26 protein-coding genes and 2 pseudogenes are annotated in these 26,349 nt (G+C 68.5%); 11 read left to right on the top strand and 17 right to left on the bottom strand.

The window, feature by feature from the left end; genetic code table 11:
• Nucleotides 1-231: 231 nt before the first annotated feature.
• Nucleotides 232-1,077, bottom strand: coding sequence for a class I SAM-dependent methyltransferase (locus ACZ4V1_RS16215; protein ID WP_468335479.1), 846 nt, complete (start codon nt 1,075-1,077; stop codon nt 232-234).
• A 208-nt stretch (nt 1,078-1,285) separates the two neighbouring features.
• On the opposite strand from ACZ4V1_RS16215, the gene mshA reads away from it, so the two are divergent.
• On the top strand, nt 1,286-2,659 hold the full coding sequence (gene mshA, locus ACZ4V1_RS16210) for a D-inositol-3-phosphate glycosyltransferase (protein ID WP_468335476.1): 1,374 nt from the start codon (nt 1,286-1,288) through the stop codon (nt 2,657-2,659).
• Complete coding sequence (locus ACZ4V1_RS16205) at nt 2,652-3,227, top strand: type III secretion system chaperone family protein (protein WP_468335473.1); 576 nt, start codon at nt 2,652-2,654, stop codon at nt 3,225-3,227. The genes mshA and ACZ4V1_RS16205 overlap by 8 nt, the downstream gene beginning before the upstream one ends.
• Nucleotides 3,228-3,234: 7 nt before the next feature.
• Here the strand turns inward: ACZ4V1_RS16205 and ACZ4V1_RS16200 are convergent, their stop codons facing one another.
• A complete protein-coding gene (locus tag ACZ4V1_RS16200) occupies nt 3,235-4,050 on the bottom strand; it encodes a helix-turn-helix transcriptional regulator (RefSeq protein WP_468335469.1) in 816 nt (271 codons plus the stop codon).
• Between the two features lie 49 nt (nt 4,051-4,099).
• Here ACZ4V1_RS16200 and ACZ4V1_RS16195 point away from each other — a divergent pair, with 49 nt between their 5' ends.
• Nucleotides 4,100-4,537, top strand: coding sequence for a DUF2000 family protein (locus ACZ4V1_RS16195; protein WP_468335466.1), 438 nt, complete (start codon nt 4,100-4,102; stop codon nt 4,535-4,537).
• 25 nt (nt 4,538-4,562) lie between these two features.
• On the opposite strand, the gene ACZ4V1_RS16190 is transcribed toward ACZ4V1_RS16195, so the two are convergent.
• Nucleotides 4,563-5,990 carry an MDR family MFS transporter gene (locus tag ACZ4V1_RS16190; RefSeq protein WP_468335463.1) on the bottom strand — a complete coding sequence of 476 codons (1,428 nt, stop codon included), beginning with the start codon at nt 5,988-5,990 and terminating at the stop codon, nt 4,563-4,565.
• Between the two features lie 170 nt (nt 5,991-6,160).
• On the opposite strand from ACZ4V1_RS16190, the gene ACZ4V1_RS16185 reads away from it, so the two are divergent.
• A complete protein-coding gene (locus tag ACZ4V1_RS16185; RefSeq protein WP_468335459.1) occupies nt 6,161-6,922 on the top strand; it encodes a phosphoglyceromutase in 762 nt (253 codons plus the stop codon).
• Between the two features lie 668 nt (nt 6,923-7,590).
• Here ACZ4V1_RS16185 and ACZ4V1_RS16180 read toward each other — a convergent pair.
• The 4 genes and pseudogenes from ACZ4V1_RS16180 to ACZ4V1_RS16165 form a co-directional block, all read right to left on the bottom strand.
• Nucleotides 7,591-8,234, bottom strand: a pseudogene (locus ACZ4V1_RS16180) (tyrosine-type recombinase/integrase); the annotation flags it as partial.
• A gap of 726 nt (nt 8,235-8,960) precedes the next feature.
• Nucleotides 8,961-9,086, bottom strand: coding sequence for a hypothetical protein (locus ACZ4V1_RS16175; protein ID WP_468335720.1), 126 nt, complete (start codon nt 9,084-9,086; stop codon nt 8,961-8,963).
• Between the two features lie 148 nt (nt 9,087-9,234).
• On the bottom strand, nt 9,235-9,672 hold the full coding sequence (locus ACZ4V1_RS16170) for an ATP-binding protein (RefSeq protein ID WP_468335457.1): 438 nt from the start codon (nt 9,670-9,672) through the stop codon (nt 9,235-9,237).
• A gap of 278 nt (nt 9,673-9,950) precedes the next feature.
• On the bottom strand, nt 9,951-10,691 hold the full coding sequence (locus tag ACZ4V1_RS16165) for a GntR family transcriptional regulator (RefSeq protein WP_468335454.1): 741 nt from the start codon (nt 10,689-10,691) through the stop codon (nt 9,951-9,953).
• 80 nt (nt 10,692-10,771) lie between these two features.
• Between ACZ4V1_RS16165 and ACZ4V1_RS16160 the strand changes: the two genes are divergently transcribed.
• A complete protein-coding gene (locus tag ACZ4V1_RS16160) occupies nt 10,772-11,878 on the top strand; it encodes a DUF1152 domain-containing protein (RefSeq protein WP_468335451.1) in 1,107 nt (368 codons plus the stop codon).
• 66 nt (nt 11,879-11,944) lie between these two features.
• A complete protein-coding gene (locus ACZ4V1_RS16155) occupies nt 11,945-12,388 on the top strand; it encodes a hypothetical protein (protein ID WP_468335449.1) in 444 nt (147 codons plus the stop codon).
• An 8-nt stretch (nt 12,389-12,396) separates the two neighbouring features.
• Here the strand turns inward: ACZ4V1_RS16155 and ACZ4V1_RS16150 are convergent, their stop codons facing one another.
• Nucleotides 12,397-14,172 (bottom strand): IS481 family transposase, encoded by a 1,776-nt coding sequence (locus ACZ4V1_RS16150; protein ID WP_468335717.1) that lies wholly within the window; start codon nt 14,170-14,172, stop codon nt 12,397-12,399.
• Between the two features lie 624 nt (nt 14,173-14,796).
• Between ACZ4V1_RS16150 and ACZ4V1_RS16145 the strand changes: the two genes are divergently transcribed.
• Nucleotides 14,797-15,876 (top strand): three-Cys-motif partner protein TcmP, encoded by a 1,080-nt coding sequence (locus tag ACZ4V1_RS16145; RefSeq protein WP_468335446.1) that lies wholly within the window; start codon nt 14,797-14,799, stop codon nt 15,874-15,876.
• A gap of 2 nt (nt 15,877-15,878) precedes the next feature.
• Here the strand turns inward: ACZ4V1_RS16145 and ACZ4V1_RS16140 are convergent, their stop codons facing one another.
• Entirely contained in the window at nt 15,879-16,634 is a 756-nt protein-coding gene (locus ACZ4V1_RS16140) for a DUF5131 family protein (protein ID WP_468335443.1), read from the bottom strand.
• Nucleotides 16,635-17,348: 714 nt separating this feature from the next.
• On the opposite strand from ACZ4V1_RS16140, the gene ACZ4V1_RS16135 reads away from it, so the two are divergent.
• Complete coding sequence (locus ACZ4V1_RS16135; RefSeq protein WP_468335440.1) at nt 17,349-17,720, top strand: GIY-YIG nuclease family protein; 372 nt, start codon at nt 17,349-17,351, stop codon at nt 17,718-17,720.
• A gap of 271 nt (nt 17,721-17,991) precedes the next feature.
• Here the strand turns inward: ACZ4V1_RS16135 and ACZ4V1_RS16130 are convergent, their stop codons facing one another.
• Nucleotides 17,992-18,432 (bottom strand): ATP-binding protein, encoded by a 441-nt coding sequence (locus ACZ4V1_RS16130; protein WP_468335437.1) that lies wholly within the window; start codon nt 18,430-18,432, stop codon nt 17,992-17,994.
• A 331-nt stretch (nt 18,433-18,763) separates the two neighbouring features.
• Here ACZ4V1_RS16130 and ACZ4V1_RS16125 point away from each other — a divergent pair, with 331 nt between their 5' ends.
• A complete protein-coding gene (locus tag ACZ4V1_RS16125) occupies nt 18,764-19,522 on the top strand; it encodes a GntR family transcriptional regulator (protein ID WP_468335434.1) in 759 nt (252 codons plus the stop codon).
• A 300-nt stretch (nt 19,523-19,822) separates the two neighbouring features.
• Here ACZ4V1_RS16125 and ACZ4V1_RS16120 read toward each other — a convergent pair whose 3' ends face one another.
• The 6 genes and pseudogenes from ACZ4V1_RS16120 to phoU all read right to left on the bottom strand — a co-directional run bounded on the left by ACZ4V1_RS16120 (nt 19,823) and on the right by phoU (nt 22,779).
• Nucleotides 19,823-20,425 carry an SMI1/KNR4 family protein gene (locus tag ACZ4V1_RS16120; RefSeq protein WP_468335431.1) on the bottom strand — a complete coding sequence of 201 codons (603 nt, stop codon included), beginning with the start codon at nt 20,423-20,425 and terminating at the stop codon, nt 19,823-19,825.
• Between the two features lie 187 nt (nt 20,426-20,612).
• Nucleotides 20,613-20,798 (bottom strand): annotated as a pseudogene (locus tag ACZ4V1_RS16115) (RidA family protein); the annotation flags it as partial.
• A 100-nt stretch (nt 20,799-20,898) separates the two neighbouring features.
• Nucleotides 20,899-21,276, bottom strand: coding sequence for an SCO4225 family membrane protein (locus ACZ4V1_RS16110; RefSeq protein WP_468335428.1), 378 nt, complete (start codon nt 21,274-21,276; stop codon nt 20,899-20,901).
• 121 nt (nt 21,277-21,397) lie between these two features.
• Nucleotides 21,398-21,646 carry an SCO4226 family nickel-binding protein gene (locus ACZ4V1_RS16105; RefSeq protein ID WP_468335425.1) on the bottom strand — a complete coding sequence of 83 codons (249 nt, stop codon included), beginning with the start codon at nt 21,644-21,646 and terminating at the stop codon, nt 21,398-21,400.
• Between the two features lie 88 nt (nt 21,647-21,734).
• Nucleotides 21,735-21,887 (bottom strand): hypothetical protein, encoded by a 153-nt coding sequence (locus ACZ4V1_RS16100; protein WP_468335422.1) that lies wholly within the window; start codon nt 21,885-21,887, stop codon nt 21,735-21,737.
• Between the two features lie 202 nt (nt 21,888-22,089).
• Nucleotides 22,090-22,779, bottom strand: a complete 690-nt coding sequence (gene phoU, locus ACZ4V1_RS16095) for a phosphate signaling complex protein PhoU (protein ID WP_468335420.1) — start codon at nt 22,777-22,779, stop codon at nt 22,090-22,092.
• Nucleotides 22,780-23,001: 222 nt separating this feature from the next.
• Between phoU and phoR the strand changes: the two genes are divergently transcribed.
• Together phoR and phoP are read left to right on the top strand one after the other, a co-directional pair.
• Nucleotides 23,002-24,273: a two-component system sensor histidine kinase PhoR gene (gene phoR, locus ACZ4V1_RS16090; RefSeq protein ID WP_468335416.1), complete on the top strand. Its 1,272-nt coding sequence runs from the start codon at nt 23,002-23,004 to the stop codon at nt 24,271-24,273.
• Nucleotides 24,274-24,278: 5 nt separating this feature from the next.
• The gene (gene phoP / locus ACZ4V1_RS16085) at nt 24,279-24,950 is read left to right on the top strand and encodes a two-component system response regulator PhoP (protein ID WP_468335714.1); all 672 of its coding nucleotides are present in this window, start codon (nt 24,279-24,281) and stop codon (nt 24,948-24,950) included.
• A 106-nt stretch (nt 24,951-25,056) separates the two neighbouring features.
• On the opposite strand, the gene ACZ4V1_RS16080 is transcribed toward phoP, so the two are convergent.
• The gene (locus tag ACZ4V1_RS16080) at nt 25,057-25,788 is read right to left on the bottom strand and encodes a copper chaperone PCu(A)C domain-containing protein (protein WP_468335413.1); all 732 of its coding nucleotides are present in this window, start codon (nt 25,786-25,788) and stop codon (nt 25,057-25,059) included.
• Nucleotides 25,789-26,349 lie beyond the last annotated feature (561 nt).

Raw genomic sequence — 26,349 nt, 5'->3', positions numbered from 1 at the left:
CCGTGCTTTCCTTCCGCTTCCCCCCTCCCCCGCGTCTCCGTCCCCCCTCCCTCGCCCCTCCCTCGTCTCCCTCTCGTCTCTCCCTCGCCTCTCCCTCGCGCCCCGTCGCGTCTCCGCCGCCTCTCCCTCGCGCCTCACTTCCGCACTGAGGTGCGACGGCTCCCCGCTGTGTGACGAACGCCGCACGGGGATCGTTCCCGCCCGCCGGCCACGCGCGCGCCCGTGCCCCGCTCAGGCGGCGGGGGCCAACGCCTCCCACCGCACCGTCACTTCACCCTGGCGCCACCGCACCGGACCGTCCGTCACCGGCCAGTCGGCCGTCAGGTCCCGCACGGTCCGGATCCAGCGCTGGCGGGCACCGTAGGAGGCGTAGGGCGCGGCGGCGGCCCAGGCGCGGTCGAAGTCGCGCAGGAAGGCGTGTACGGGCTCGCCGGGGACGTTGCGGTGGATCAGTGCCTTCGGTAGCCGTTCCGCCAGGTCGGAGGGGCGGTCGAGGGAGCCCAGCCGGGTCGCGAAGGTGACCGTGCGCGGCCCCTCCGGCCCCAGCGCCACCCACACGTGCCGGCGCCCGATCTCGTCGCAGGTCCCCTCGACCAGGAGCCCGCCGCGGGAGCGCCCCGACGCCGGCGCGAGCCGTGCGCACAGCCGCTGCCAGACGGTGGCCACCTGGCCCTCGTCGTACTGGCGCAACACGTTCGCGGCGCGGATCAGCAGTGGGGGCCGGGGGACGGGGACCTCGAAGCCGCCGTGCCGGAAGGCGAGCCCCGCACGCGCGTACGGCTGGGCCGCCGCCACCCGCGCCGGGTCGATCTCGACGCCCACCACGCGCGCGTGCGGCGCGACCGTGCGCAGGCGGTGCAGGAGCTCGACGGCCGTCCAGGGGGCCGCCCCGTAGCCGAGGTCGACGGCGACGGGATCGGCGGCGCGGCGCAGCTCGGTGCCGTGCGTGGCCGCGATCCAGCGGTCCATGCGGCGCAGCCGGTTCGGATTCGTCGTCCCGCGCGTGACCGTGCCCACGGGCGTTCCGCTGCCCGGGACGGGCCGAGTACGGGGGAGGGCGGTGGCGCGGGAGGGCATGCGTACGAGGGTATGCGGCCGGGGCCGCTCCGATCGGCGCGTCACTCCCTCTTGACGCATCCCCGCCTCGAACGGTTGAGCGATCAGCGGTAATGATTCAGCAAAGGTCGGGAAACCGGAAATGGAGCGCCGTCATCTGGTGTTTCCACCTCGTGGAGGGCGGCGTGTGCCCTCCGACCGGCATGCCCGCAGCGAGGAGGAACGGCTCGTGAGCCAGTACGTCAGCAGGCTCGGGCGTCGCTCACCGGTGGCCACCCCGCGGCTCCGGCTGCTGCGCAGGCCCCGTCGCGTCGCCATGCTCTCCGTGCACACCTCACCGCTCCACCAGCCCGGTACCGGCGACGCGGGCGGCATGAACGTCTACATCGTCGAGCTCGCGCAGCGCCTCGCCGCGATCAACATCGAGGTCGAGATCTTCACGCGGGCGACGGCCGGAGGACTCCCGCCGTCCGTGGAGCTCGCCCCCGGCGTCCTCGTGCGCCACATCGACGCCGGACCGTACGAGGGGCTGGCCAAGGAGGAACTGCCGGCCCAGCTGTGCGCCTTCACGCACGGCGTCATGCAGGCCTGGGCCGGCCACCGCCCCGGCTACTACGACCTGGTCCACTCCCACTACTGGCTCTCCGGCCACGTCGGCTGGCTCGCCGCCCAGCGCTGGGGCGCCCCCCTGGTGCACGCCATGCACACCATGGCGAAGGTCAAGAACGCCAACCTGGCCGACGGCGACAGCCCCGAGCCGGCCGCCCGCGTCATCGGCGAGACGCAGATCGTCGCCGCCTCCGACCGTCTGATCGCCAACACCGCCGAGGAGGCCGACGAACTGGTCCGGCACTACGCCGCCGACCCGGCCAAGGTCGCCGTCGTCCACCCCGGCGTGAACCTCGACCGTTTCCGACCCTTCCCCAAGGGCTCCGAGCCCGCCCCGGGGGAGTCGGCGGACGCCCGCGCCGCCGCCCGCGCCCGCCTCGGGCTGCCGCAGGACGCGCTGATCCCGCTCTTCGCCGGCCGCATACAGCCGCTGAAGGCACCGGACGTACTGCTGCGCGCCGTGGCCGTACTCCTCGACGAGCGCCCGGAACTGCGCTCCCGCATCGTCGTCCCCGTCGTCGGCGGCCCCAGCGGCAGCGGCCTCGCCAAGCCGGAGGGACTGCAGAAGCTCGCCGCACGGCTCGGCATCGCCGACGTCGTGCGGTTCCGCCCGCCGGTCGGCCAGGAGCAGCTCGCCGACTGGTTCCGGGCCGCGTCCGTGCTGGTGATGCCGTCCTACAGCGAGTCCTTCGGCCTGGTCGCCATAGAGGCTCAGGCGGCCGGTACGCCGGTGCTCGCCGCCGCGGTCGGCGGGCTGCCGGTCGCCGTGCGCGACGGACACACCGGCCGGCTCGTCGAGGGCCACGATCCCGCCGCGTACGCGCGCGTGCTGCGCGATTTCGCCGACAACCCGGAGCTGACGCCGCGGATGGGCGACGCCGCCGCCCGGCACGCCCAGTCCTTCGGCTGGGACAGCGCCGCCGCCGCGACGGCCGACGCCTACACGGCCGCGATCCACTCCCACCGCCGTCGCGTACGCTCCCACCATGGCTGAGGCAGCGCAGAAGGCAGCACAGGTCGTCGAGGACGCCCTGAAGGACGCCGAGCTGGAGTGGGAGACCCCCGGGCCCGGCAACTACGTCGCCAAACTCCCGGGCACCCGCAAGCTGTCCACCACGGTCTCCCTCCTCGTCGGCCGGCACTCCCTCTCCCTCAACGCCTTCGTCATCCGCCACCCGGACGAGAACGAACCCGCCGTCCACCGCTGGCTGCTGGAACGCAACCTCAAGCTCTACGGCGTCGGGTACGCCGTCGACCGCCTGGGCGACATCTACGTCACCGGGAAACTCCCCCTGGCCGCCGTCACCCCCGACGAGATCGACCGCCTCCTCGGCCAGGTCCTGGAGGCCGCCGACGGCGCCTTCAACACCCTGCTGGAGCTGGGCTTCGCGTCCGCCATCCGCAAGGAGCACGAGTGGCGGACCAAACGCGGGGAGCCGACGCGGAACCTGGAGGCGTTCCGGCACCTGATCGAACGCGGCGGCACCGACGGGCACGCCGAGCCGGGCCAGCACTCCGAGCCGGAGCAGCGCGCCGAGCCCGGCGACCGCTCCGGGGACTGACGCGGCCTCAGGGCCCGACCGTGCCGCCGCTGGTGCGGTAGCGCCCCGGCGTGACACCCACCAGCCGCTTGAAGTGCCGGGTCAGATGGGCCTGGTCGTAGAAGCCGGTCGCGGCGGCCACGTCGGCCGGGGTGCGCCCCGCGAGCAGCAGCCGCCGGGCCCGGTCGACGCGGCGGGACATCAGGTACTGGTGCGGCGCGATGCCGTAGGCGCCACTGAAGGCCCGTACCAGGTGGGCGGGATGAGCGGCGACGAGCGAGGCCGCCTCCTCCAGGCCGATCCCTCCGACGACCCGCTCGTCGAGCAGCTCGCGCAGCCGGCGGGCGAGGACGGGATCCCGGCGCGCCGGGCCCTCCCGGCGGCGGGGCCGCAGATGCCCGTGCAGCCGCTCGCCGATCAAGGTCAGCCGGCTCTCCGCCTCCAGCTCGTCACCGGGCAGCGCGAGCGCGGAGTGCAACTGCCCGACCCGCCGCCGCAGCACCGGATCACGCAGGTCGGGGGCGTCCACGGCCGGTCCGATCAGCTCGTCGCCCAGCCGGGAGGCGTCCAGGTACAGGACCCGCTTGCGGAAGCCGTCCGGGGTGGCGGGGGAGCCGTTGTGCGGCACGTGCGGCGGCAGCAGCGACACCGTGTCGTGCGGCGTGCCGTGCTCGTGCCGGTCCAGGTCGTACCGTACGGCCCCGTCGTCGACGATGAGCAGCGTCCACGCGTCGTGGACGTGCATCGGGTACGCGTACTCGGTGAAATGGGCGTGGAAGACCTCGACGACGCCCGGGACGGGCGGTCGCCAGGCGGAGACGGCCCGCTGGTCCTGGTCGGCCATGCAAAAAACGTACAAGACCCGGCCGTAAACCGACCGGCAGTCTCACCCCATGAGCACGCACGCCGCAGACGACCCCATCCGCTTCGACACCAAGATCGCCGTCCTGCTCCGCGAGGACCTGGAGACCTGGCAGCGCATCAACGTCACGGCCTTCCTGGTCAGCGGGCTGGGCAGCCAGTTCCCCGAGGTGATCGGGGAGCCGTACGAGGACGCCGACGCGGTCGGCTACCTGCCGATGTTCCGCCAGCCCGTCCTGGTCTTCGAGGGCACCAAGGAGACGCTGACGAACGCCCACGCGCGCGTGCTGTCACGCGCTCTGCCCCGCGCGCTGTTCACGTCCGACCTTTTCACCACGGGCAACGACCGCGACAACCGGGCGGCGGTACGGGCCGTGCCCACGGCCGGACTGGACCTGGTGGGCCTCGCGGTGTACGGCCCGAAGAACGCGGTGGACAAGGTACTGAAGGGGGCGCGGATGCACCCGTGAGGACGCGGGCGTCCGCGGGCCGCCGTCAGGCCGCACCGACCTCGGACTTGGCGGGCACGGGCGTGTCGGCCGTCTCGGAGTGCTCTGACGCTGGAACCTCCGCGACCTCTGGGACCTCTGAGGACACTTGGCCCCCTAGGACTGCTGAGGACACTTGGCCCCCTGAGGACGCTTGACCCTCTGAAGCCACTTGGCCCTCTGGACCATGCGTGGCCTTCGGAGCCTCGGCGGCGAACGTCTCCTCGTCCGGCAGCCCCCGCATGAGCGCCCAGTACCCCACCGCCGCCACCGTGCCGACGACCGCGCAGACGCCCCAGAGCCACTCGGCGCCCCAGCGGTCGATGACGAAACCGGACATCAGCGGGGCGACGAGGGCGGCGGCCGCCCAGGACATGGTGTACATCCCCTGGTAGCGCCCGCGCCCGTGCACGGGGGAGAGGCGGACGACGAGCCCGGTCTGGGTGGGCGCGTTGACGATTTCGGCGAGTGTCCACACGCACACGGTGAGCGCGAAGACGCCGACCGACCCGGCGAAGGCGGTGAGCCCGAAGCCGTACCCGGCCAGCAGGGACGAGAGGACGAGCAGCTGCCGCGGATCCCGGTGCTGGATGAACCGGGTGACGGGAATCTGAAGTACGACGATCAGGACACCGTTGACGGCGATCGCCATGCCGAAGTCGGCAGGCGTGAACCCTGCCTCGCCCATGGCCACCGGCAACCCCACGTATGCCTGCTGGAAGATCAGGGCGATGAGGAAGGACAGCCCGACGACGCTCATGTAGCGCCCGTCGCGCAGGACGGTCACGAGGGAGACGGGCGTGCTCTCGACTGCGACCCGTTCCTCCGCGACGCTCTTCTGCGGTCGGGACTCGGGCAGCTTCACGAAGATCAGGACGGCGCAGGCCATGGTCATGCCCGCCTCGATCAGGAACCCGGCGAGGTAGCTGACCTCGGCGATGAAACCGGCCGCCATGGAGGAGATCGCGAAGCCGAGGTTGATGGCCCAGTAGTTGAGCGAGAAGGCCCGGATACGGTCCTCGGGCCGCACGATGTCCGCCATCATCGCCTGCACGGCGGGCCGCGAGGCGTTGCTCGCCATGCCGACCAGGAAGGCGACGGCCGCGATGGCGATCGGGTCCCGCATGAAGCCGAGCAGCGCGACGGACAGCGCGGTGGAGGCCTGCGCGACGAGCAGCGTGGGCCGCCGCCCGAGCCGGTCGGTCATCACCCCGGCGCCCAGCGAGGACACGACCCCGCCCAGCCCGTGCAGAGCGGCCACCAGCCCGGCGTACGAGGCGGAGTACCCGCGGTCGATGGTCAGGTACAGCGCCATGAAGGTGGCGACGAAGGCTCCGAGCCGGTTGACCAGGGTGCTGGTCCACAGCCACCAGAACTCGCGGGGGAGCCCGGAGACGGACTCGCGCGCGGCACGTCTCACTCCGGCGACTGACATGGGACCCCCGTGAACGAATGCGGCTGTAAGCGGCTGTAAGTGGCTCTGTCGGCGAGCACAACTTACGAGCCGGGGGCTGCGAGAGGCCACTCGATTAACACTTCTCGTCAACTGTCCGACCGGCGGGCGCGGCGCGCGGGCGTTCAGGCGGTTCGATTACGCTCGGAGCCATGGCCGACGCACCGTACAAGCTGATCCTGCTCCGCCACGGCGAGAGCGAGTGGAACGAGAAGAACCTGTTCACCGGCTGGGTGGATGTCAACCTCACTCCGAAGGGCGAGAAGGAGGCGACGCGCGGCGGCGAGCTGCTCAAGGACGCCGGCCTGCTGCCCGACGTGGTCCACACGTCCGTCCAGAAGCGCGCGATCCGCACGGCGCAGCTCGCCCTGGAGGCCGCCGACCGCCACTGGATCCCCGTCCACCGCCACTGGCGCCTGAACGAGCGCCACTACGGTGCCCTCCAGGGCAAGGACAAGGCCCAGACCCTCGCCGAGTTCGGCGAGGAGCAGTTCATGCTGTGGCGCCGCTCCTACGACACCCCGCCGCCCGCGCTGGACCGCGACGCCGAGTACTCCCAGTTCTCCGACCCGCGTTACGCGATGCTCCCGCCGGAGCTGCGCCCCCAGACGGAGTGCCTCAAGGACGTCGTCGTCCGCATGCTCCCGTACTGGTTCGACGCGATCGTCCCCGACCTCCTCACCGGCCGCACGGTCCTGGTCGCGGCGCACGGCAACTCGCTCCGCGCCCTGGTCAAGCACCTCGACGGCGTCTCCGACGCCGACATCGCGGGCCTGAACATCCCGACGGGCATCCCGCTCTCCTACGAGCTGGACGCCGAGTTCAAGCCGCTGAACCCGGGCGGGACCTACCTGGACCCGGACGCGGCCAAGGCCGCGATCGAGGCCGTGAAGAACCAGGGCAAGAAGAAGTAGGCCCCCACGAACAAGCCCCCACGAACAAGCCCCCTGCCTGCGGGTTTCCCATAGGCAGGGGGCTTGTTTCTGTAACGGGGCCGTCGCTGGGCCGTGAAAGGGATTCGGGGCCGCTGTCAAGCGTTCCCGTGTGTCTCGGTGAATAGCGATGTGCCCGGTATGCTGATCGCGCCTCACCTGAACCTCCCCTGAACTCCGCGTAAGCGTGCGTGAGTTCCAAGGCTCCGGCCCGACCGGCGGGCCGGCTGGAGGAGAAGGGAGATGGTGGAGATGAGCCTTGAGAAGGACGAGTCTCGTAGGTGGACCAGTGCCGAGAGGTGGCAGGTCTGGCTTACGGGCGCTGGCCTCCTGGTGGCCATCGCTACCGGCGTGACGCAGTTCGCTCGATGAGCGAGTCACGCGCGAGGACGGTCGCGACCGGAAGCTGCACATGCAGCGAGCCCGGTCGAGTAGTGGGCGACCGGGCTCGCTGACTGCATGTGACCTGGATCCGGTTGCACCCGGATCCAGGTCCGCAGTCTTTCTAGACTCCAATCTCTCACGCGTGAAATCACGAATCAACTTGTGAGCTTGTCCGCGAACTTTGCTCGCTCGCTTTTTCAGCGAACTTCCCCACCCCAATGTTCATACGGTTACAGCGGTACCGGCCTCTGACCATGGCGCGCGTATCACCGGTGATCGAAGATCGAAGCCACAGCCTTGCGGGTGCGCTCCTGGCTCGACGGCATCAGGTGCGCGTACACGCGGAACGTCATGCCAGGGTCAGAGTGGCCGAGGTACTCGGCGAGGACCTTGATGTTCTCCCCGGCGTCGAGGAGCACCGAGGCGTAGAAGTGGCGGAGGGCGCGCATGCCGTTCTCTCGGGACTCGGCGCACGGCCGTCCCCGCTCAGGCACAGGAATGACACCCGCCGCAGCCAGCGCCGACTTCCACGCCTCCTCGTTGAGCGACGTACGCCAGACGTGTTCGCCACGCGGCCCGGTGAAGATGAGCCACATGCTCACCGGAGGGTCGTCGGCGACCTTCCACGGCAAGGTGATCTCGACCTGCGAGAACCGCTTCACGTGCGTCCGGAGCGCATCGGCGACTGGGCCGGGAAACGGTACGTCCCGCAGCTTGCAGGGGAAAGCGTGCAGCCGTAGCTGCGACTCCATCGGGGCCTGAGTGTTCGGGTCGGCGCCCTGCGTGGCGGCCCAGCGTTCGGCGTACTGCTGGAAGGTGGTCCGGGCGGCGCGCGGATCGATGTGCCGCCCGCGCGCCAGTCCGCCTCGATGTGCGCCAGCCGCTGATCAGCGAGCCGCCTCTGACGGTCGCCACCGCGCTCAAGCCCGCCGAACTGCTTCTCTGCCGCTTCCGCCCCTGATGAGGATGACGGTCGGCGTGCCGATGAACCAGGCGGCAAAGTACCCCACGGTGATCAAAGTCCAGCGGGGCGAGAGAAGCTGGTGCTGACGATCAGGGCGATGATGGCTACGGCCAGCCCGATGCGACCGTCACCGAGATCCACATTGATCCTGTCACCTGCTTCTTCTGCCATGAGCTTCCAGCCTGGACTCACGCAGTTCTGCGTCAGCACAGACTATGGCGCTCCGTCGACGGCGCCGTGAGGACCGGAACGCCGTCTGGGACGTCGAGAAGGTCACCTTCGGCCGGCTCGGGCAGTCGCGCCGAGATCCGTTCCTGAACGTGGACGAAGCGGACCTTTTCCGAGCCTCCAGGTGCTCCCGAGTACTGCCACTCAGCCCTTCGGCGCTCTCCAGGTCGGTGCCCTCGACCACGCCGGCAGGAAAGTACGAGGAGACCAGCCCGAACCGGTTCGCCCTCGTCCTGCACCAAGAAACGGCGCATGAGGACCTTGGCTCGCTTGGGCGACCCGAGCAGGGAAGCGACTCGCTTCGGGACGAGCACGTATCCCACCTCGACCAGCCGCCCGGGGGCACGCGACTCATCACGGACGAGTGCTTGCTGTCCGCGACGGTCGTGGTTCTGTACAGCGGTCGGACGTCTCCGCATGATCGTGCCGTACCCCTGGCGGGACTCAAGCCAGCCATCCCGCAACAGCTCCAGGGCGCGCACGGACGGCCGGGAGGGACATACCGAAGGTCTGCACGAGCTGGTTCTCGCTCGGCGCCCGAGCGCCTGGCGCATAGGTGCTGTCCTCGATGCGGCGCTGGAGCTCCTGCGCAAGGCCAGATACTTCGGTGGCTCCACTTCATACGACATGGACGCCGCCCGTCGAGATTGTCCAAGTCAACTGGTCAACCAGCCGAGCGACACTTTCACACCGGCAGAAGGAGAGGTGAACTATCCCATCACGCCGGCCAGGCATCAGCGACCACAAACGAGACGACCGTGCCGCCGAGGTGGCTGGGGCCGGAGTGCCAGGAATCCGCGATGGAATCAACGAGGAGCAGTCCTCGGCCGTGGGCATCGTTCGCATCCGGATGCCGCAGCCGTACGCTCGCCGGGAAGCCGGGGTTGTGAACCTCGACGCGGAGCGAGGCCCCGTGACGGAACCACTCGACCCGCACGACCCACGGATCTTCCGACGTGCCGTAGCAGATGGCGTTCGTGACCAGCTCGGAGATCATCAGTACGCAGTCGTCGATCGAGCAGGCCGGGTTGTACGGGGCGATGAACTTACGGAACCAGCGCCGTGCACGGGAGACGGACTCAGGCTCCGGGTGCAAGGTCATCGCCCCAAGCCGCGGCGAGTCCTCACAGGGGTGTCGGTCGATCGTGTAAGCCATGCGTGCTCACTCCTTGCCGCTGCCGTCGCAGTCGAGGCAGCGCCGCTTCGACGTGGCACGGTTGCGGTCGTCGGCCGCGGAGAGCGTCAGCGCCGCTCGGGCACCGACGCGCTTCCATCCACGCCCCCGACACCCCCCGGCAAGCTAATCGCGCGTCCTGCTTCGGCCGCCGACTCGTCACGTCGTGCCCCTTCATCTCCAAGTGGCCTTAGCCACTTTGTGGATAGTGGCATTGGCCACTTGCGGGGCGCAAGCGATACGACGGAACTGGCGCGCCGTCAGGCGAGTGGGTAGCCCTGCTCGAACGCCCAGCGGTGCGGCGGGTACGTGGCTTCGGCGAACTCCAGAGGCCGGTCCTGGAGGTCGAAGACGACGTGATGGACGATGAGGACGGCGGACTCGGGCTCCAGCCCCAGGTCGGCAGCCTCCTCCTCCGTGGCCGCTCGGGCGCACATGCGGTCCTCGGCGTAGCTTCCTTGACGCCCTGTCATGCGCTCGACGTACATGAGCGTCCCTTCCTGGATGCGTCCAGGGTCGGTGAGCTTGGGCGCACGCTGGCCGACGTCCGGAGCGAACCATGAGGTGGACAGGGTGATCGGGCCGTCCTGGTTGTTCGTGACCCGTCGACGGTGCACAGCCCGCCGATCCTTCACCAAGCCCAGGGCCTCAGCGACGTGGTCCGGGGCATCCAGCCAGCCGGCCGACGTGATTACGGCATACTCGCCAGGCGTATAGATCTTCCCGGTCTGCCGAGCCCGCCCGTACAACTCCCTCGCACGACGGTTCACTTCGAGACTGCGCACGTACGTGCCGGACCCCTGCCGCTTCTCGACCAGCCCCTGATGGCTCAGCGCTTCAAGCGACCGCGCAGCCGTAGGCCGGGAGACCTTCCAGTCCGCAGCGAGCTGCCGCTCAGAGGGCACCTCGTCCCCCGGCCGCAGGTCACCCCGAAGGATCTGGTCGCGGATGAAGTGAGCGATTTGAAGGTACTTGGGTTGAGCCTCCTCGATCTGAGGCATGTCCCCTCCTTGTTCAAGTGGCTATAGCCTTTGGCCACTATAGGCTGAGTGGCCCATCCGGGAACCCGTAGGCTGATCGCATGACGCGGTTGATCGTCGCAGCAGGAGGAGGGGGCGACGCAGTGGCCGCCGCCATGCTTCACGCCGCCCTCTACGGCGACGAGGACCAGGCGGTGATCCTGACCTACGCCTGGGACCGCCTCCTGATCGACCCCCTACCGGGCCCGCGGCGCCCCGCCGACTTCACCGGCCTGGAACGCCTCACGCCAGACGTCTGGTCCGTGCCGGCGCAGACCCGCCCGATCGAACCCGCAGGCTCCACCCTCCCCAGACTGGCAGCGGAACTCCCAGCCACCTTCGCGCTGCTCGACCCACACCAGGGGGCCGTCGGCCTTACCCGGCAACTCGAATCACTCGTTGACCACGTACAGCCCGCATCAATCGATCTCTTGGACGTGGGCGGAGACATCCTCGCGCAGGGCGACGAGCCGACACTGAAGAGCCCGCTGGCCGACGCTCTGACGCTGGCGGCATGCTGCCAGTTGAACGAACCTGTGCGGCTCCTCGTAGCGGGACCGGGCCTGGACGGCGAACTCCCGCCGCAGACTATGACCGGCGCGCTGGGCCCCGTTGTCCACACCCTCACCGCGGAGGACACGGCCGCCATCAGCGCCGTCCTTGAGTGGCACCCGTCCGAAGCGACGGGGCTCCTCGCAGCCACAGCCCGAGGCGTACGCGGCACATGCGAAATCCGAGACGCGGGACTCCCTGTCCTGCTCACGGACGAGAGCCCGGCAGTACACGAGGTCGACTTGGACAACGCTCTGAGCCGCAACCGGTTGGCCCGAGCGATCATGTCCACTGCCGACCTGGACGAGGCCGAGGCGTACAGCCGCGAAGTGTGCGGCTACTCAGAGATCGACTATGAGCGCAACAAAGCTCTCTGGCTCAACGAGCAGCAGCCGACGAATCTGGACCCGGCCGCGATCCTGTCGCAACTAGCCCAGTTCGAGGCTGAAGCACGCACCCGCGGAGCCACCCACACAACGTTTCGCCGCATCACCGAAGCCCTGAGCCTCAGCGGTGCACAGCGCGACGAGTTGCGGCAGCTCCTCATTGCCGGTCGCCCGAAGCAGTACGAGGCGCCCCTATGGCGCCTCACAGACGAAGTGTCGGGTCTCAGATGATGCTTGACGATTCGGCGTCAGGTGATGCTTGACGTTTGACCTAGACATCGTGGCTTACTGGCTGCCATGACGGACCGTTTCCCTGAGATCACCTCCGTGGAGGAGTTCATCCGGCTGCGGGAGAGCGAGGACCCGGCGGAGCACAACCGCTCGGCGTGGGCAGCCATGCCGCCGTCAGTCTGGTGGGACCTGGTGCGCAACCGTCCCGACATGCGTGTCTGGGCTGCGCATAACAGGACGGTGCCGTCGGAGATCCTGGCCGAGTTGATCAAGGATCCGGATTGGCGGGTCCGAGACCGGGTGGCCAGTAAACGCAACTGCCCGCCTGAGCTGCTGGAACGGCTGGTCGACGATCCGCATGACGCAGTGCGGAGGCTCGTAGCAAACCATCCGCACTCGCCGCGGCCGGCGGTTGCGGGTTTGGTTGATGACCCGTGGCCGGTCATTGCTCAGGAAGCCCGCGCCCGGCTGGCCAGCTGGCCGCCCAAGCAGTCGTCTGAACCCGCCTGACACAGCGATCACACGATCTTTCGGCGGTTGTGTTCGCCGGACTTGCGGACCGCCACCTCCTTCTTGGTGACACGCGGGACGGTGGTGATGAGATCTTGGCCGTGGAAGACGCGGATCACGTCTTCGCTCAGGTGGGCGGTGACGACCTGGTGGGCATAGCCGCAGCCGAGCTGGACGCGCTGTCCGGCGACCATGAAGCCGCCGACGCTGCTGACGGTCCGCTCGGCGATCTGCTGGCCGGGCGGAGGCAGCAGCGGTGGCGGCCCGGCCGGACGGCCCCCTTGCAGGCGCCCGCAGGCCGAGGGCGGCAGAGGGCTGGGCAGGGTGGCCTGCAGGACACGCTGCTCGTCCAGGACCTGCAGGACTTTTCCGTCGAGGCGGAGGGTGACCCGCTGTCCGGCGAACGGCCAGCCGACCAGGACCTTGTCGCCGCCCAGACCGACGTAGCCGACCGCGTTCACGGTCCGGTCCACCTCCACCGCCCCATTCGCGTCATTCGCCGGTCCGGGATCGTCCGCCCAGGGCCCGGCGGGTCGGGCGTCCCCGCCTGCCAGCAGGGCCTTGAGGTCCCGGCCAGACAGCTTCGAGGGCAGGGTCTTGTGCCGGCCGCCGCCGATCAGGACGTGCAGCCGGTTCACGTCGATCCGCAGGGTCACCGTGATGCCGGCCAGGGCCGGACCGAACCAGATCTGCTGCCCGCGCAGGCTCAGGTTTCCCGAGGCGGGCACCACCCGCTCCACCTCGATCGCTCCGACTTCGCCCTCGGTCATCGGCCAGGCCGCCGCGACAGGCTCGGGTGGAGGCTCTGGGACGTCAGGTTGGGGGACGGGGTCGAGGCGCGCGGGCAGGACCACCGGCAGCACATCCTGCTCGGACCGCGGGCGGGGAACGAACCGGCTGGCCGGAACGGCCATGTCCAGCCCCTGATGCGGACGCATCCGGTTGTAGTCCTCCAGCCAGGCATCCACCGCCGCCTGCGCAGCCGCCAGGCCAACGAACGGATCACGCTGGTCGAGGAGTTCGCGCCGCAGAGTCTGGTGGAAGCGTTCGATCTTCCCCGTGGTCGTCGGGGACTGCGGCTTCGTCAGCCGGTGAGCGATGCCGTTCTCCCGGCAGATCCGGTCGAACATCGTCTCTCCCGGCTTGCCTGGACTGAAGCGGGCGGTGAACTGCTTGCCGTTGTCCGTCAGCACCTCGCCAGGCACTCCGAACCGCACCAGTGCCTCACCGAAGGCCAGACACACCGCCCGGGCCGTGGCCCGCTGCACCACTTTCGCGATCACCATGAACCGGGAGTGGTCGTCGATCCCGGTGACCATCTTGCACTCGCTGCCGTCCGCCAGCAGGATGCCGCCGACGATGTCCATCTGCCACAGTTCCATCGACGCTGACCGCTCCCACCTGCGGTAATCCGACCGGCGACGCTTACGCACGCCGGGCTCAATGAGTCCGTTGCGGACCAGGACCCGGTAGACCGTCGCCCGGGACGGCACCGTCGTAGTGCCCCTGCGTTCCAGCTCGTGCACCAGCCGGCGCGGACCCCAGCCCGGATGCCGGCGCCGCAATTCACACACCAGAGCCTCCACCTCCGGCGCTATCCGGTGCGGACACGAGTCCGGTCGGTGCGACCGGTCCGTCAGACCCGGCAAACCCGACTGCTTGTACTTGCGTACCCAGGAGTGCACCGACTGCCTCGACACCCCATACCGGGCGGCGACTCGACTGACCGGGACCCCCGCGGCGACCTCCACCACCGCGTGATACCGCTGCTCGACCACGCTCAACTCCACCAGCACGGCCCCGGCCCTCCCTGCACGCGGATACGACGCGCACAGCCAAGCCGAGGCAAGCGGTGTCAAGCATCAGGTGACGCCACAGCGTCAAGCATCAACCGAGACAGGACACACCTCACAGACGAAGCCTGAGTTACAACCTTCTTCACGGGTTCAAGGCGGCTCGCTCCGCTCACCGCGCGCTCCCCGGCTCGCCGCCGGGGCCCGACGCTCCTGCCTTCGGCCCGCTCTGGCCCCGGCTACGCCGGTCGCGCGGCTGGAGCGAGCAATAGTCCGTTGTGGCTGGGGCGGTCGGCTCCACGACTTTAGCCACCTCCCCGGTTCGGGCCCCGCGTCGAGCAAGACCAAGGGGCCACTCGTTCAAGTTCCGGGCAGGATCACAGCCTGCCCGAGTTGCCGGCCAGCGTACGGCCCCCTGATCATGCTCGACCCCAAACCGGGCAGGACATCGGCCAAACCCGCTCCGCCGACGCAAATTCGAACCTTCGGACGAATTCGCTCCCCGAGTCGACCTTTTTTGACATATGGCGTGCGTTTGGGTGCGGGTCGGAACCATAATGCTGCCGAGCATGTCGACTGCGTCGAGGGGGACACGTGTCAGCACCGAGGACTACCGTGTGGCAGCTTGACCCGCACACCAAAGCCAAGCATGACCTTTTGAAGTCTTATCTAGGCGGTTGGTTTCCCGTCCTGTCCACCTACAACGGCAGGATCGTTTTCCTGGATGGTTTCGCAGGACCGGGGCGCTACCAATCCGGCGAGCCGGGATCCCCGCTCATCGCACTTGACGCGCTGCTTTCTCATAGTTACTTCGACAAGATGAAGTGTGAGTTTCTGTTCTTTTTTTGCGAGTCAAAGAAAGATCGCTTCGAGAGCCTCACTCGGCAAATCGAAGGATATAAAAAGGCGAACCAGCCCTGGCCGAATAACGTTAAAGTGCAGCTGGTTAACTCGGAGTTTTCCGAGACCGCGACAAACCTGATAGATCACCTTCGCAACCAGAAGAGCCGCCTTGCGCCGACGTTCGCCTTTGTTGATCCGTTCGGCTTCTCAGGGCTCCCCATGAGCATTCTCGCAGAGCTGCTCTCATTCGCAAGCTGCGAGCTCTTCGTGAACTATATGGTCGATCACGTTAACCGTTTTGCCGCCGCAGGAAACGTAGATCACCATCTAGAAGATCTCTTCGGTACAAGTGAATACAAGCAGGTAGGAACCCTCCCGTCCAGTGTAAGCCGCCAGCAATTTCTGCACGATCTTTACGGGCGTCAACTCACGGACGTCTGTAAATTCCCGTACGTGCAGTCCTTCGCCATGATCAATAGAACTGGGCACATCGGCTACTACCTCTTTCACGGGACTCGCGACATCAAAGGCGTTGAGTTGATGAAGGAGGCCATGTGGAAGGTCGACCCTGGAGGCGGCTTCAAGTTCTCGGACCGGTTGGCTGGCCAGGACGTGCTGTTCACTGACTCGTCCGTGGACACTAACCCACTGCGACGGGCACTTCTCGCCCAGTACAGCGGACGACGTGTTTCGATCACGGCCCTGGAACAGTTCACTTTGATCCATACACCGTACAAGAAGACGCACCTGCGCAGGCCCGTCCTGACACCGTTGGAGAGAGAAGGAATTATCCAGGTCCAGCGACCAGGCCGGAGCGGCTTCCCCGATGGCACCTGGATCACGTTCCCCTGACCTCATACGCCAGCGCGGGACTTGGCTTTTGGGTACTCGTCCCAGGTGCGCCCCTGCAGCATCCTTCCTCCAGCTTTAGGGGTTGGCCCTCCCCACTGCTTAAAGAAGAACGGAACGTCGGCCGCAGAGCACTGATCCCGCAAGGAGGTCACCCAGTCTTCCTCAATAGGACGGTGCCCTTTTCCTGATTCACCTCCGGCGATGACCCAGTCGATATCGCTTAGATCAACCGTGCCGAGATTACCGATCAGCGGCTCGCACGATAGGAAGCGAACAAGCGCCGGAGTATCCCTCAATTCATCGATTCTCGCCTTAAATTCGGGAGCTTCAACAGTCACTCCCATCCAGACGTTCTCAGGCCAGTCAATTTGATCGGCAACGTTCCGCATTCGCCGGGATCGCTTGGTCAGAATCTGATACGTATGCTGTGGAGTTTCACGCATTACATCAAAGATGTCCTTAATGTAGGAAACTGGCACTCGCGCATGGAAAAGGTCAGACATCGAATTGACAAATACCACCCTCGGTGACTTCCAGGTGTGCGGAAGCCTCAACGAGTCTGGATGTATAGCAAGCCCGAACCCTGGCCCCGACGTCCGCGGATCTCCGTCGACCTGATACTTCGTAGACCCCATCGCCTTCAGTCGCTTCGCTAGCACCAGGGCATAACAGTTATCGCAGCCCTTAGAAATGCGGTCACACCCCGTGGTGGGGTTCCATGTGGCCTCAGTCCACTCAATGGTGCTTCGGTCTGCCATTTTGGGCTCCATCCCCTAGCGCCTTGGGCTCCGCCCATACTCCCTCATCTTCAACGCTTCGGGAGCGCTGGGGAAACCACTTCATCGGTACTGAACGGCACAGATTCATGTCGGTCGCCCTTGAGCGTCTAGGCTTGACACGTCCCCCCAGCCCCTGGATCAGCCATTGACCAGTCGCTTTGTCGCACGAGCTTGACGCCTTGTCAGGACCCGTGCCACTGAGTCGAGCCATTGGAAGGCTGCAAGAGTGTCGGGACCATCCCGCCCGCCCGGTCTGCTTAACGCCACCGTGCGCTACCCGCACATAGGAGACGTGTGTGGCAGATGCATGCCAGACCGCGCGGGCAACAACGGTCACACTGGGACACCGGACCTGGGCTGAGGAGGGCGTGATAGCGCAATATGCCTGGCTAACGGCCCCTTGAGGGCGCAACGGTCCGTGATTCCCAAGCTGATGTCACGAGCCACACAGGCCAGGGACGCTCAGTCAGCGTCGACCAGTAGCCTGCGACGATCAGTCGTGGCACGTCTGGAGGCCTCGTGGAAGCTACCGCCCTCGTCAGTCCCGATCGGTTGTGGTCGGCGCAAGAGATCCTGGTGCGTCCGAGCCCTGTCCCAGCGGCGGCAGGGGTCTACGGGTGGCACTTCAAGCAGCCGCCCCACCCAGAGCTGGATGCTGGGCGCCTGCTCTATGTCGGGATAGCCCCGCGGTACATGGCGAATCGGACCAGCACACAGAACCTGCGCACGCGGGTGCGCTACCACTACCGGGGCAACGCGGCCGGCTCGACTCTGCGGCTCACCCTCGGTTGTCTGCTCGGACTCGAGCTGCGCCGCGTGGGCAGCGGCAAGCGGATGACCTTTGGCAAGGTCGGCGAAGCCACCCTGAGCCAGTGGCTGGCGGACAACGCGCGGGTGTCTTGGATCGAGCAGAGCGAACCGTGGGACCTGGAGTCGCAGCTCATCTCCCAACTCGACCTCTCGCTGAACCTTGACCAGAACCGCCACAACGCGTTTCACAGTCGCTTGAAGGAGCTACGGGCCCAAGCACGTCAGCGAGCGCGGGAGTTGCCTATCAGCTCGTAGGCCCACCGATGGGCAACGGGCCGATGTCTGGGCCGTCCCTGGGCTGTCCGATGCCGCTCGACAGTGGCCAATGACGACCAACGACGACCACCAGGCGCACGAGCTCACCGCCTCTGACCAGAAAAAACACAGCTCACCAAGATCCCCGGCAATACCCAGGGCAAGAAGAAGTAGGCCCTGCCGGTCAGCCCCCGCCCCCGCGGTTACTTCGCGGGGGCTGACTGCTGTGTTCGTTGCCGCCTTCGGGCCGTCGCCGGCAGGTCCGGCTGTATCAGGACGGTGGCCAGGCATCGGCCATCCTGAAGGAGACCACCGTTCCGCCGAAGCGGCTGGGCCCGCAGTGCCAGGAGTCGGCGACGGCGTCGACCAGCAGTAGCCCGCGCCCGTGCGCGTCGCTCGCGTCGGGGCATCTCAGCCGCACGCTCTCCGGGAGTCCCGGATTGTGCACCTCGACGCGGAGCGACGTCCCCACGCGGAACCACTCCACCCGGACGAGCCACGGTTCGTCCGACCTGCCGTGGACGACGGCGTTGGTCACCAGTTCCGAGAGCATCAGGACGCAGTCGTCGACCGAACAGGCCGGGTTGTGGGGAGTGACGAACCTCCGGAACCAGCGCCGGGCCCGAGGCACGGACTCCGCGACGGGGTGCAACGCCATCGCGCCGAGGCGCGGTGACTCGTCACACGGGTAGCGGTCGATCGAGTAAGCCATCAGTACTCACTCCCGCCGCTGCTGTCGCAGTGGAGGTGATGCCGCTTCCGACTGTGGAGCTCCCGTCTGTCCGTGCTGACGAGCTTCGCAGCCGACGCTCTCGCCACCGGCACGACGGCAGTCGAGGGCTCGATCCCGAACGACGCCATACAACACCCCTCATTCTGGAAGACGCTCGGCCACGTCTCTAGACATGAACTGTGGTCAACATCTCTAGAGACGTCAAGTCGCCTGATGAGTACGGCCTTTGGCGGGCAGCGCGACTACTCGGAGCGAGCGAACCTCTGACCTGTGGCCTAGGGTGTCTAGAGAAGGAGAGGAGGCTTACGGAATGGCCAACACCGGAGACGACCGGCGTCCCAAGTACCAGCGGATCGCGGACACGCTGCGCGAGGCGATCCAGTCGGGCGAGTACGGTCCCGGTGACCGGCTCCCGGGAGAGAACGACCTCATGACCACGCATGGCGTGGCTCGCATGACGGCCCGCCAGGCTTTGAGCGTCCTCCGGGACGAAGGCGTCGCCGAAGCCCGCAAGGGCGCCGGCGTGTTCGTCCGGGAGTTCCGCCCGCTTCGGCGCCGGGGCATCCAGCGTCTGGCCCGACAGCAATGGGGCGACGGCCGTTCCATCTGGTCGGCCGACATCGAGAATCGCTCACTCGAGGTGGACCAGGTCGCCGTGTCCGACGAAGCCGCGCCCGATCGCGTCAGCGCGGTCCTGGACTTGGCCGACGAGGAGACGGTGTGCGTGAGGCGTCGACGCTTCGTCCTGGACGGCAAGCCCGTCCTGCTCGCGACGAGCTATCTGCCTGCGTCCCTGGTCGCCGGGTCCGCGATCACCCAGGAGGACACCGGGCAGGGCGGGACGTACGCCAGGCTCGCCGAACTCGGTTACAAGCCGGTGCACTTCCGTGAAGAGATCCGCTCACGTATGCCTTCGAAGGACGAGGCGACACAACTGAGCATGTCCGCGGGCACGCCGGTCATCCTCGTCTGCCGCACCGCATACACGGACGAAGGCCGCCCCGTCGAGATCAACGAAATGACGCTGGACGCCGCCTCGTACATCCTGGAGTACGACTTCGACGCCTGAGCCCGGGCGGCCTCGACCAGCGAGTGAGCTACAACCTACGGTCAACATCGGTGCCCTGCGGTCGAGTGACCACCCGTTTCCCGGGCCGATGAAGCCCCAGCTCAGCCCGCAGATCACCCAGCCTCTCCCTAAAGCGGGTGTCGCGCTTCGGCAAGGTCGACGTCGTCACGATCACCGGAACCGGCGCTGAGAGATCCGCCGTCCCGGGCAAGACGCCAAGGAGAAATAAGCCCACATCACTGAGCCCCGGCCCCGCGGAGGAATCGCCGGGCCGGGGCTTGCTGATGAGCGGCGGAGGGGTCAGAGAAGGTCTCGCCAGAAAGGGACCGTCGCTCGCGGGGTCCAGTGGTCGTCGACCTGGCCTCGTGCCTCGTCGAACTCCCGGTGTATGTAGTCGGCCAGGTCCAGGCCGTAGTAGATGATGTCGGTCTGCCACATCGAGAGCACCGGGTGCCCGAAGCTTCCCCGGCCGGCGGGCAGGTATCGGTGGGCGTACAGGGGGACGAGTACCGGTGCCTCCGCGAGGTGACGCCGTGCTGTGTCCAGTGCGGTCGTCCCGGCGGTTGGACGCTCGCCCCAGCCCTCGTACCAGAACCCGTTGTGCTCGACGGCGAGCAGAACGCCCTCGACCGGCCAGTCGAGTTGTCGCCGCAGACTGTCACGGTCACCGGCACGCCACTCCGGCCACGGCCTGGACCAGGTCTGGCCATCCTCGGGAGGGATGTTGACCGGCAGGCCGGCCGCGAGAAACGCTCGGTGGTCATCCGCGAACTCGAAGCCGTACTCACGCTCGATGCGCGTGAACTCGGCGTCCGTCAGTCCCGGTTCGAACTCGTACAGGCCTGACCCCGCCAGACGACGCGCGGCTTCCGCACCCAGGGGTATTCCCTCACTGTTGATCACCGCTGCACGCTAGCGCCGTCCGAGGCGCTCCGTCATTCGAGAAGGCGCCCCGACGTTCGGGCACCGTCGGCGGACGTTGCGTGTATGCGCGAGGTACTGCCACACAGGTGCCAGAGCAGGGGCGTGGCGACGCGTCCCAGCCGTCAGGCCGCGCGCCGCCGCCCGGCGTCGGCAGGTCGGTGAGCTGCTAGCGGGCCGGAGAGGACTCGGACCGCCGTGCGTACACCTCGATCTCGATCCTCATCCGGGGGCCGGCCAGGCCGCACACGAGCATGGTGGCGGCCGGGCGGATCTCGCCGAAGGCGCGGCGCAGTACCGGCCAGCAGGGTTCGAAGTCGGCTCGGTCGGGGAGCAGGAGCAGGTAGCGGACCCGTCATGCACGGCACATCAACGGCGCGCGGTCGGCGCCTGGGGGCCTCCCTGGTCGTCGACGAATCCCGGCCGTGCCGAGCGGCTCCGGTCGCGGGCCCGCCTCAGCCGGCCGTCGTCAGCCGCCCCCGGCGTCCCCGGCGCTCCCGGTGCCCCCGCAGCGCCTGCCACGCGGTGCCCAGGGCCAGTGACTGGACCAGGGCCGACAGGGCGATGCCGCCGATGAAGAACCAGGTGGGCGCGTCGCCTCCCCAGCCCGCCTCGCCGAGCCAGGCGACGAAGCCGAAGGCCGGGAAGGTGAACAGGGCCGGCCAGACCCAGATGAGGGACGCGTCCGGGTTGGTCGCGTAGAGGGGTTCCAGCGCGGCGACGGTCATCGCGCCGCCGACGACGGCGAGGTAGACCGCCGAGGCGCGGTTGGCGAAGGTCAGGCGGGTGAGGGCGCGTATCCGGCTGGTCCGGCTGGTCCGGCGGGTCTTCATCGGGTGTCGTCTCCCCTTGGTCGTCGTCCTGTGTTCCAGGGTCGGCCGGGGCCGGGGCCCCGGGCCTGAGTACCCGTACTCAAGTCGACGGCGCGGTACCCACGGGAGGCTGTGGGGAGGGCTATACCGTCAGCGGGACCTCGTGGATCTCGTCCGCCCTGTGGCCCGCGCGCTCGTGGACGCGCTGGACGGCGTCGGCCGACGGGGCCTCGGAGAGGCAGTAGACCGTGCCGGAGTCCGGGTCCGCCCACGCGTGTTCGAAGCGGACGTCCTCGTCCTTCCCGATGGCGAGGTCCGCCTGGTGGGCCTCGTGGAGCTGGTCCGCGGTGATGCCGTGCATCCCGTGGTGCACGTCCATGAAGTGAGCCATGGCGTCGCACCCCCTTCAGGGTCTTTCTTCCAGGGTGCGCCCGTACGGCGGCCGGGGCGATCCCGGCCGCCGTGGTACCGCTACCGCGTCAGCCGCACTGGCAGGGATTGCCCGACTGGCAGCCGCAGCCGCAGCCCGATCCGCAACCGCACGCGGCGATCAGGGGCAGGCTGCGGATCTCGGCGGGCTGCTCGGTGGGGTGCTGCTGGGCGGGGTCGGGGGTGGTGGGGGAATCGGCCATGGTTCCTCCTAGAGGCTGGTGCCTGGGCCCATTGCACGCCCCCGGTGGCCGTTGCATCAACGGCGCATTGGGGTGACTCCGCGCGCCCCCGGCCCGTCACCGGCCCCTCGCCGGCCCCGTCACCGGCCCCCGTCACCGGCCCCTCGCCGGCCCGCTGCCGGCTCCCCACCGGCCCGGTGACCCCCTTACGCCCAGGCCCGTGTCAGGCCCCTTCGACCGGCGTCGCCGGCTGGATGTCCGCCTGGAGGTCGCCCACGTGCTCGCCGGTGACCAGGTAGACCACGCGCTTGGCGACCGAGACGGCGTGGTCGGCGTAGCGCTCGTAGTACCGGCCGAGGAGGGTGACGTCGACGGCCGTCTCGATGCCGTGCTTCCAGCGGTCGTCCATCAGGTGCTGGAAGAGGGTGCGGTGGAGCAGGTCCATCGCGTCGTCGTCCTGCTCCAGCTGGAGGGCCAGGTCGACGTCCTTGGTGATGATCACCTCGGCCGCCTTCGCCATCAGGCGCTGGGCGAGCTGGCCCATCTCGAGGATGGTCGCGTGCAGGTCGTGCGGCACCGCGCGCTCCGGGTAGCGCAGCCGGGCCAGCTTGGCCACGTGCTGGGCCAGGTCGCCCGAGCGCTCCAGGTCGGCCGACATCCGCAGCGAGGTGACGACGATGCGCAGGTCCGTCGCCACCGGCTGCTGCCGGGCCAGCAGGGCTATCGCCCGGGCCTCCAGCGCGTGGTGCAGCTCGTCGACCTTCTGATCGCCCTCGATCACGTTCTCGGCCAGCTTCAGGTCGGAATCGAGGATCGCGGTCGTGGCGCGCCCGATCGCCGACCCGACCAGCCGGGCCATCTCCACCAGACCGTCGCCGATCGAATCCAGTTCCTCGTGGTACGCGTCCCGCATCAGGGTTCCCTCTCGTACGTCCGTTTAGGGGGCTCGCGCCTGCTTGCACTGGCTCGCACCCCTTGCCGTGCCCCCACGCTTACACGTTCCGGCCTGTACGCGTCCGTTTCCGGCACCACAAATGAACCATCCCTGGCTCCAAGGTGAACTCTGGGCGACGAGTGTTCGAGGTCGCAGTCCGATGGCTGGGGCGGGGCGGTTCGCCATGCCTAACCTGGACGCATGGACGTGAACGCGGCGGTCGCCGCAGCGGCAGCGATCGCCGGAGTACTCACCGGTGTCATCGCCATGCTGGCGTTCCGCTGGAGCGAGCGCGAGCAGAAGCGCCCCACGCGTACCTCGCTCCACATGGACCCCGTCCTTCCACCCGGTGTGGACACCGTCCTGTCGGTGCTCCGGTCCTCCGCGGTCGTCCTCGACGAGGCCGACGCGGTGGTCAAGGCCAGCTCGGCGGCGTACGCCCTCGGCCTGGTCCGGGGCGGCAAGCTCGCCGTCGAGCCGATGCTGCGGATGGCCCGGGACACCCGGCGGGACGGGGAGATACGGCAGGTCGAGCTGGATCTGCCGAGGCGGGGGAACGGGCGGGGGGAGGCCCTCGCCGTGTCCGCACGCGTGGCGCCCCTCGGGTCGCGGCTGGTACTGCTGCTGGTCGAGGACCTCACCGAGGCCCGCCGCATCGAGGCCGTACGGCGCGACTTCGTCGCCAACGTGAGTCACGAGCTGAAGACGCCGGTGGGCGCGCTCTCGCTGCTGTCCGAGGCGGTGATGGACGCCTCGGACGACCCGGAGGCCGTGGAGCGCTTCGCCGGGCGGATGCAGATCGAGGCGACCCGGCTGACCAACCTGGTGCAGGAGCTCATCGACCTGTCCCGGGTCCAGAACGACGACCCCCTCGACGACGCCGAGCCCGTCCGGGTGGACGAGCTCGTCGCCGAGGCGATCGACCGCTGCCGGCAGGCGGCCGGCACCAAGCAGATCACCATGGCCGCCGGAGGAACGGCGGATCTGCGCGTACGCGGCAACCGCGGCCAGCTCGCAGCCGCCCTCGGCAACCTCGTCGAGAACGCGGTCAACTACTCGCCCGCCCGCACCCGCGTCGGCATAGCCGCCCGCCGCGTCAACGCCCCCGGCGGCGACCTGATCGAGATCGCCGTGACCGACCAGGGCATAGGTATCTCGGAGAAGGACAAGGAGCGCGTGTTCGAGCGTTTCTACCGCGTCGACCCGGCCCGTTCCCGGGCCACCGGAGGTACCGGTCTGGGTCTCGCGATCGTCAAGCACGTGGTCGCCTCGCACGGCGGGGAGGTCACGGTGTGGAGTGCCGAAGGCCAGGGCTCCACCTTCACGCTGCGACTGCCGGAGTCGGGCCCGTCCCGCGGCCGCGCACAGCAGCGGTCCGACCGCGCCGGACTCAGTGCCGAGACCGAGCGGTCCCCCTCATCCCCCCATACTTCCCCGTACGAAACGCTTCCCGCCCCGGAGGTCCTTCCGTGACCCGTGTGCTCGTCGTCGAGGACGAGGAGTCCTTCTCCGACGTCCTGTCGTACATGCTCCGCAAGGAGGGTTTCGAGGTCGCCGTGGCGACCACCGGCCCCGACGGTCTCGACGAGTTCGAGCGCAATGGCGCCGACCTCGTCCTCCTCGACCTGATGCTGCCCGGCCTGCCGGGCACCGAGGTCTGCCGCCAGCTGCGCGGCCGCTCGAACGTCCCCGTGATCATGGTGACGGCCAAGGACAGTGAGATCGACAAGGTCGTCGGGCTGGAGATAGGTGCCGACGACTACGTCACCAAGCCCTTCTCCTCCCGTGAGCTGGTCGCCCGCATCCGGGCCGTACTGCGCCGGCGCGGTGAGCCGGAGGAGGTCGCGCCCGCCGCGCTGGAGGCCGGCCCCGTCCGGATGGACGTCGACCGGCACGTCGTGACCGTGGGCGGCACCAAGATCGACCTGCCGCTGAAGGAGTTCGACCTGCTGGAGATGCTGCTGCGCAACGCCGGCCGCGTGCTGACCCGCATGCAGCTGATCGACCGGGTCTGGGGCGCCGACTACGTCGGTGACACCAAGACCCTCGACGTCCACGTCAAGCGGCTGCGCGCCAAGATCGAGCCCGACCCGGGCGCGCCGCGGTACCTGGTGACGGTGCGGGGGCTCGGGTACAAGTTCGAGCCGTAGAGCGGCCCGCCCGGCGCGTCGCCCGCGCCGGGCCCGGGACGCGGGTGAGTACGGCGAAGGGCGGGACCTCCGGGAGAGGTCCCGCCCTTCGCCGTACGTACGCGTCTCAGTGACCGGCGCCGGTCTCGTGCGAGGCGCCGTCCGTCACCGTCCCGGTGTCGGTACCGGTCTCGCCCTCGGTACCGGCCGCGGGGGACTCGTCCGTGCCGGAGGCCGACTCGCCGTCGGCCGGCGTGCCGGAGGTCTGGCCGTCGGACGGCTCGCCGGAGCTCTCCTGCGAGGGCTTCGCCGACGCGCCGGGCGCCGCCGGGACGTCGCTCGGGCCCCACTTGGAGAAGTAGCTCTCGGCGGGGACGACGAAGGCGCGCAGGCTCACCTCACCGGTCTTGCTGAGGTCGAAGGTGATCTCCTGCGCGTTGCCGTCCTGGATGGCCTCGCGGCTGCTGGGCAGGACGGCGGAGGCGTTGCCCTCACCGCCGAGGATCAGGGAACCGCCGGCCGGGACGGTCAGGCCGCCGTTGCCGCCCTTCTCGCCCTCGGCGGGCTTCAGCTCGGCGGACTTGCCGGTGCCGGCCACGGTGATGGACTCGAGGGTCTGGTCCGTCCTGCCGTTGTTGAACAGGGTGGCGGAGACCACGGCCGGACCGGTCGACTCCAGGTCGGGCTGCGTGATGACGATCGCGTTCTGGATCTGGATGTCACCGACGGTCGTCGCGGCGTTGTCCGGCTTGATCTCCAGCGTCTGGGCGTTGTGACCGGCACCGCATGCGGCGAGCGAGGCGATCGAGAACGCGATGGCGGCGGCGGCGAGGGCACCGCGTCGAAGGCTGCTGCTCACGGCGGCGGCAACTCCTTGGACTCGAGCGAGGTGGCGGCAACGGATAAAGCCGCCCTAAGTGTCTGTCAGCGGCTTCAGGCTACCGAGCCGTTCGCGGGCCGCCGCACCCGACCCTCCCCCAAACGTACGGCTTCGCCCGGCAGGCGGCAGGACCGGCGCGCGCACCGGGTGTGCGGGGCGCTCGTTCCGGCCTCCGCTTCCGGGCGACGCTTTGTGGCTCGTACTCGTCCGTCATTCACATAAGAAGCCGGTTGTCATACCGGTCGGCGATCGGTGCGCGAGATTTCCGTGAAGGAATGCGCGGACGGCCAGGAAATTGATCATCGGGGGGTCGGCCGGGGCACCTCGTGATCAATTCCGGATTCGTCCGGAAGCCCGCCCCGGTCACCGAACGGAGTAGCGGAAGTCGCACGCCTGGAACCGGACATATGGGACTCTTCGGGTGGGTGAACGGGTCTCCGGCCGTGTGTGACGTGCGCGTTTCGACCGGCCTGAAGAACTGCTCCGACCTGCGAATACTTTCTTCCGCTCGCCCGGCGCAGCACGTTCCTGTTGCTGTTG

Source organism: Streptomyces sp. NPDC028991 (assembly GCF_055564775.1).
The sequence above is the reverse complement of the archived record's forward strand: the minus strand, read 5'-3'. Positions and strand labels throughout refer to the sequence as shown.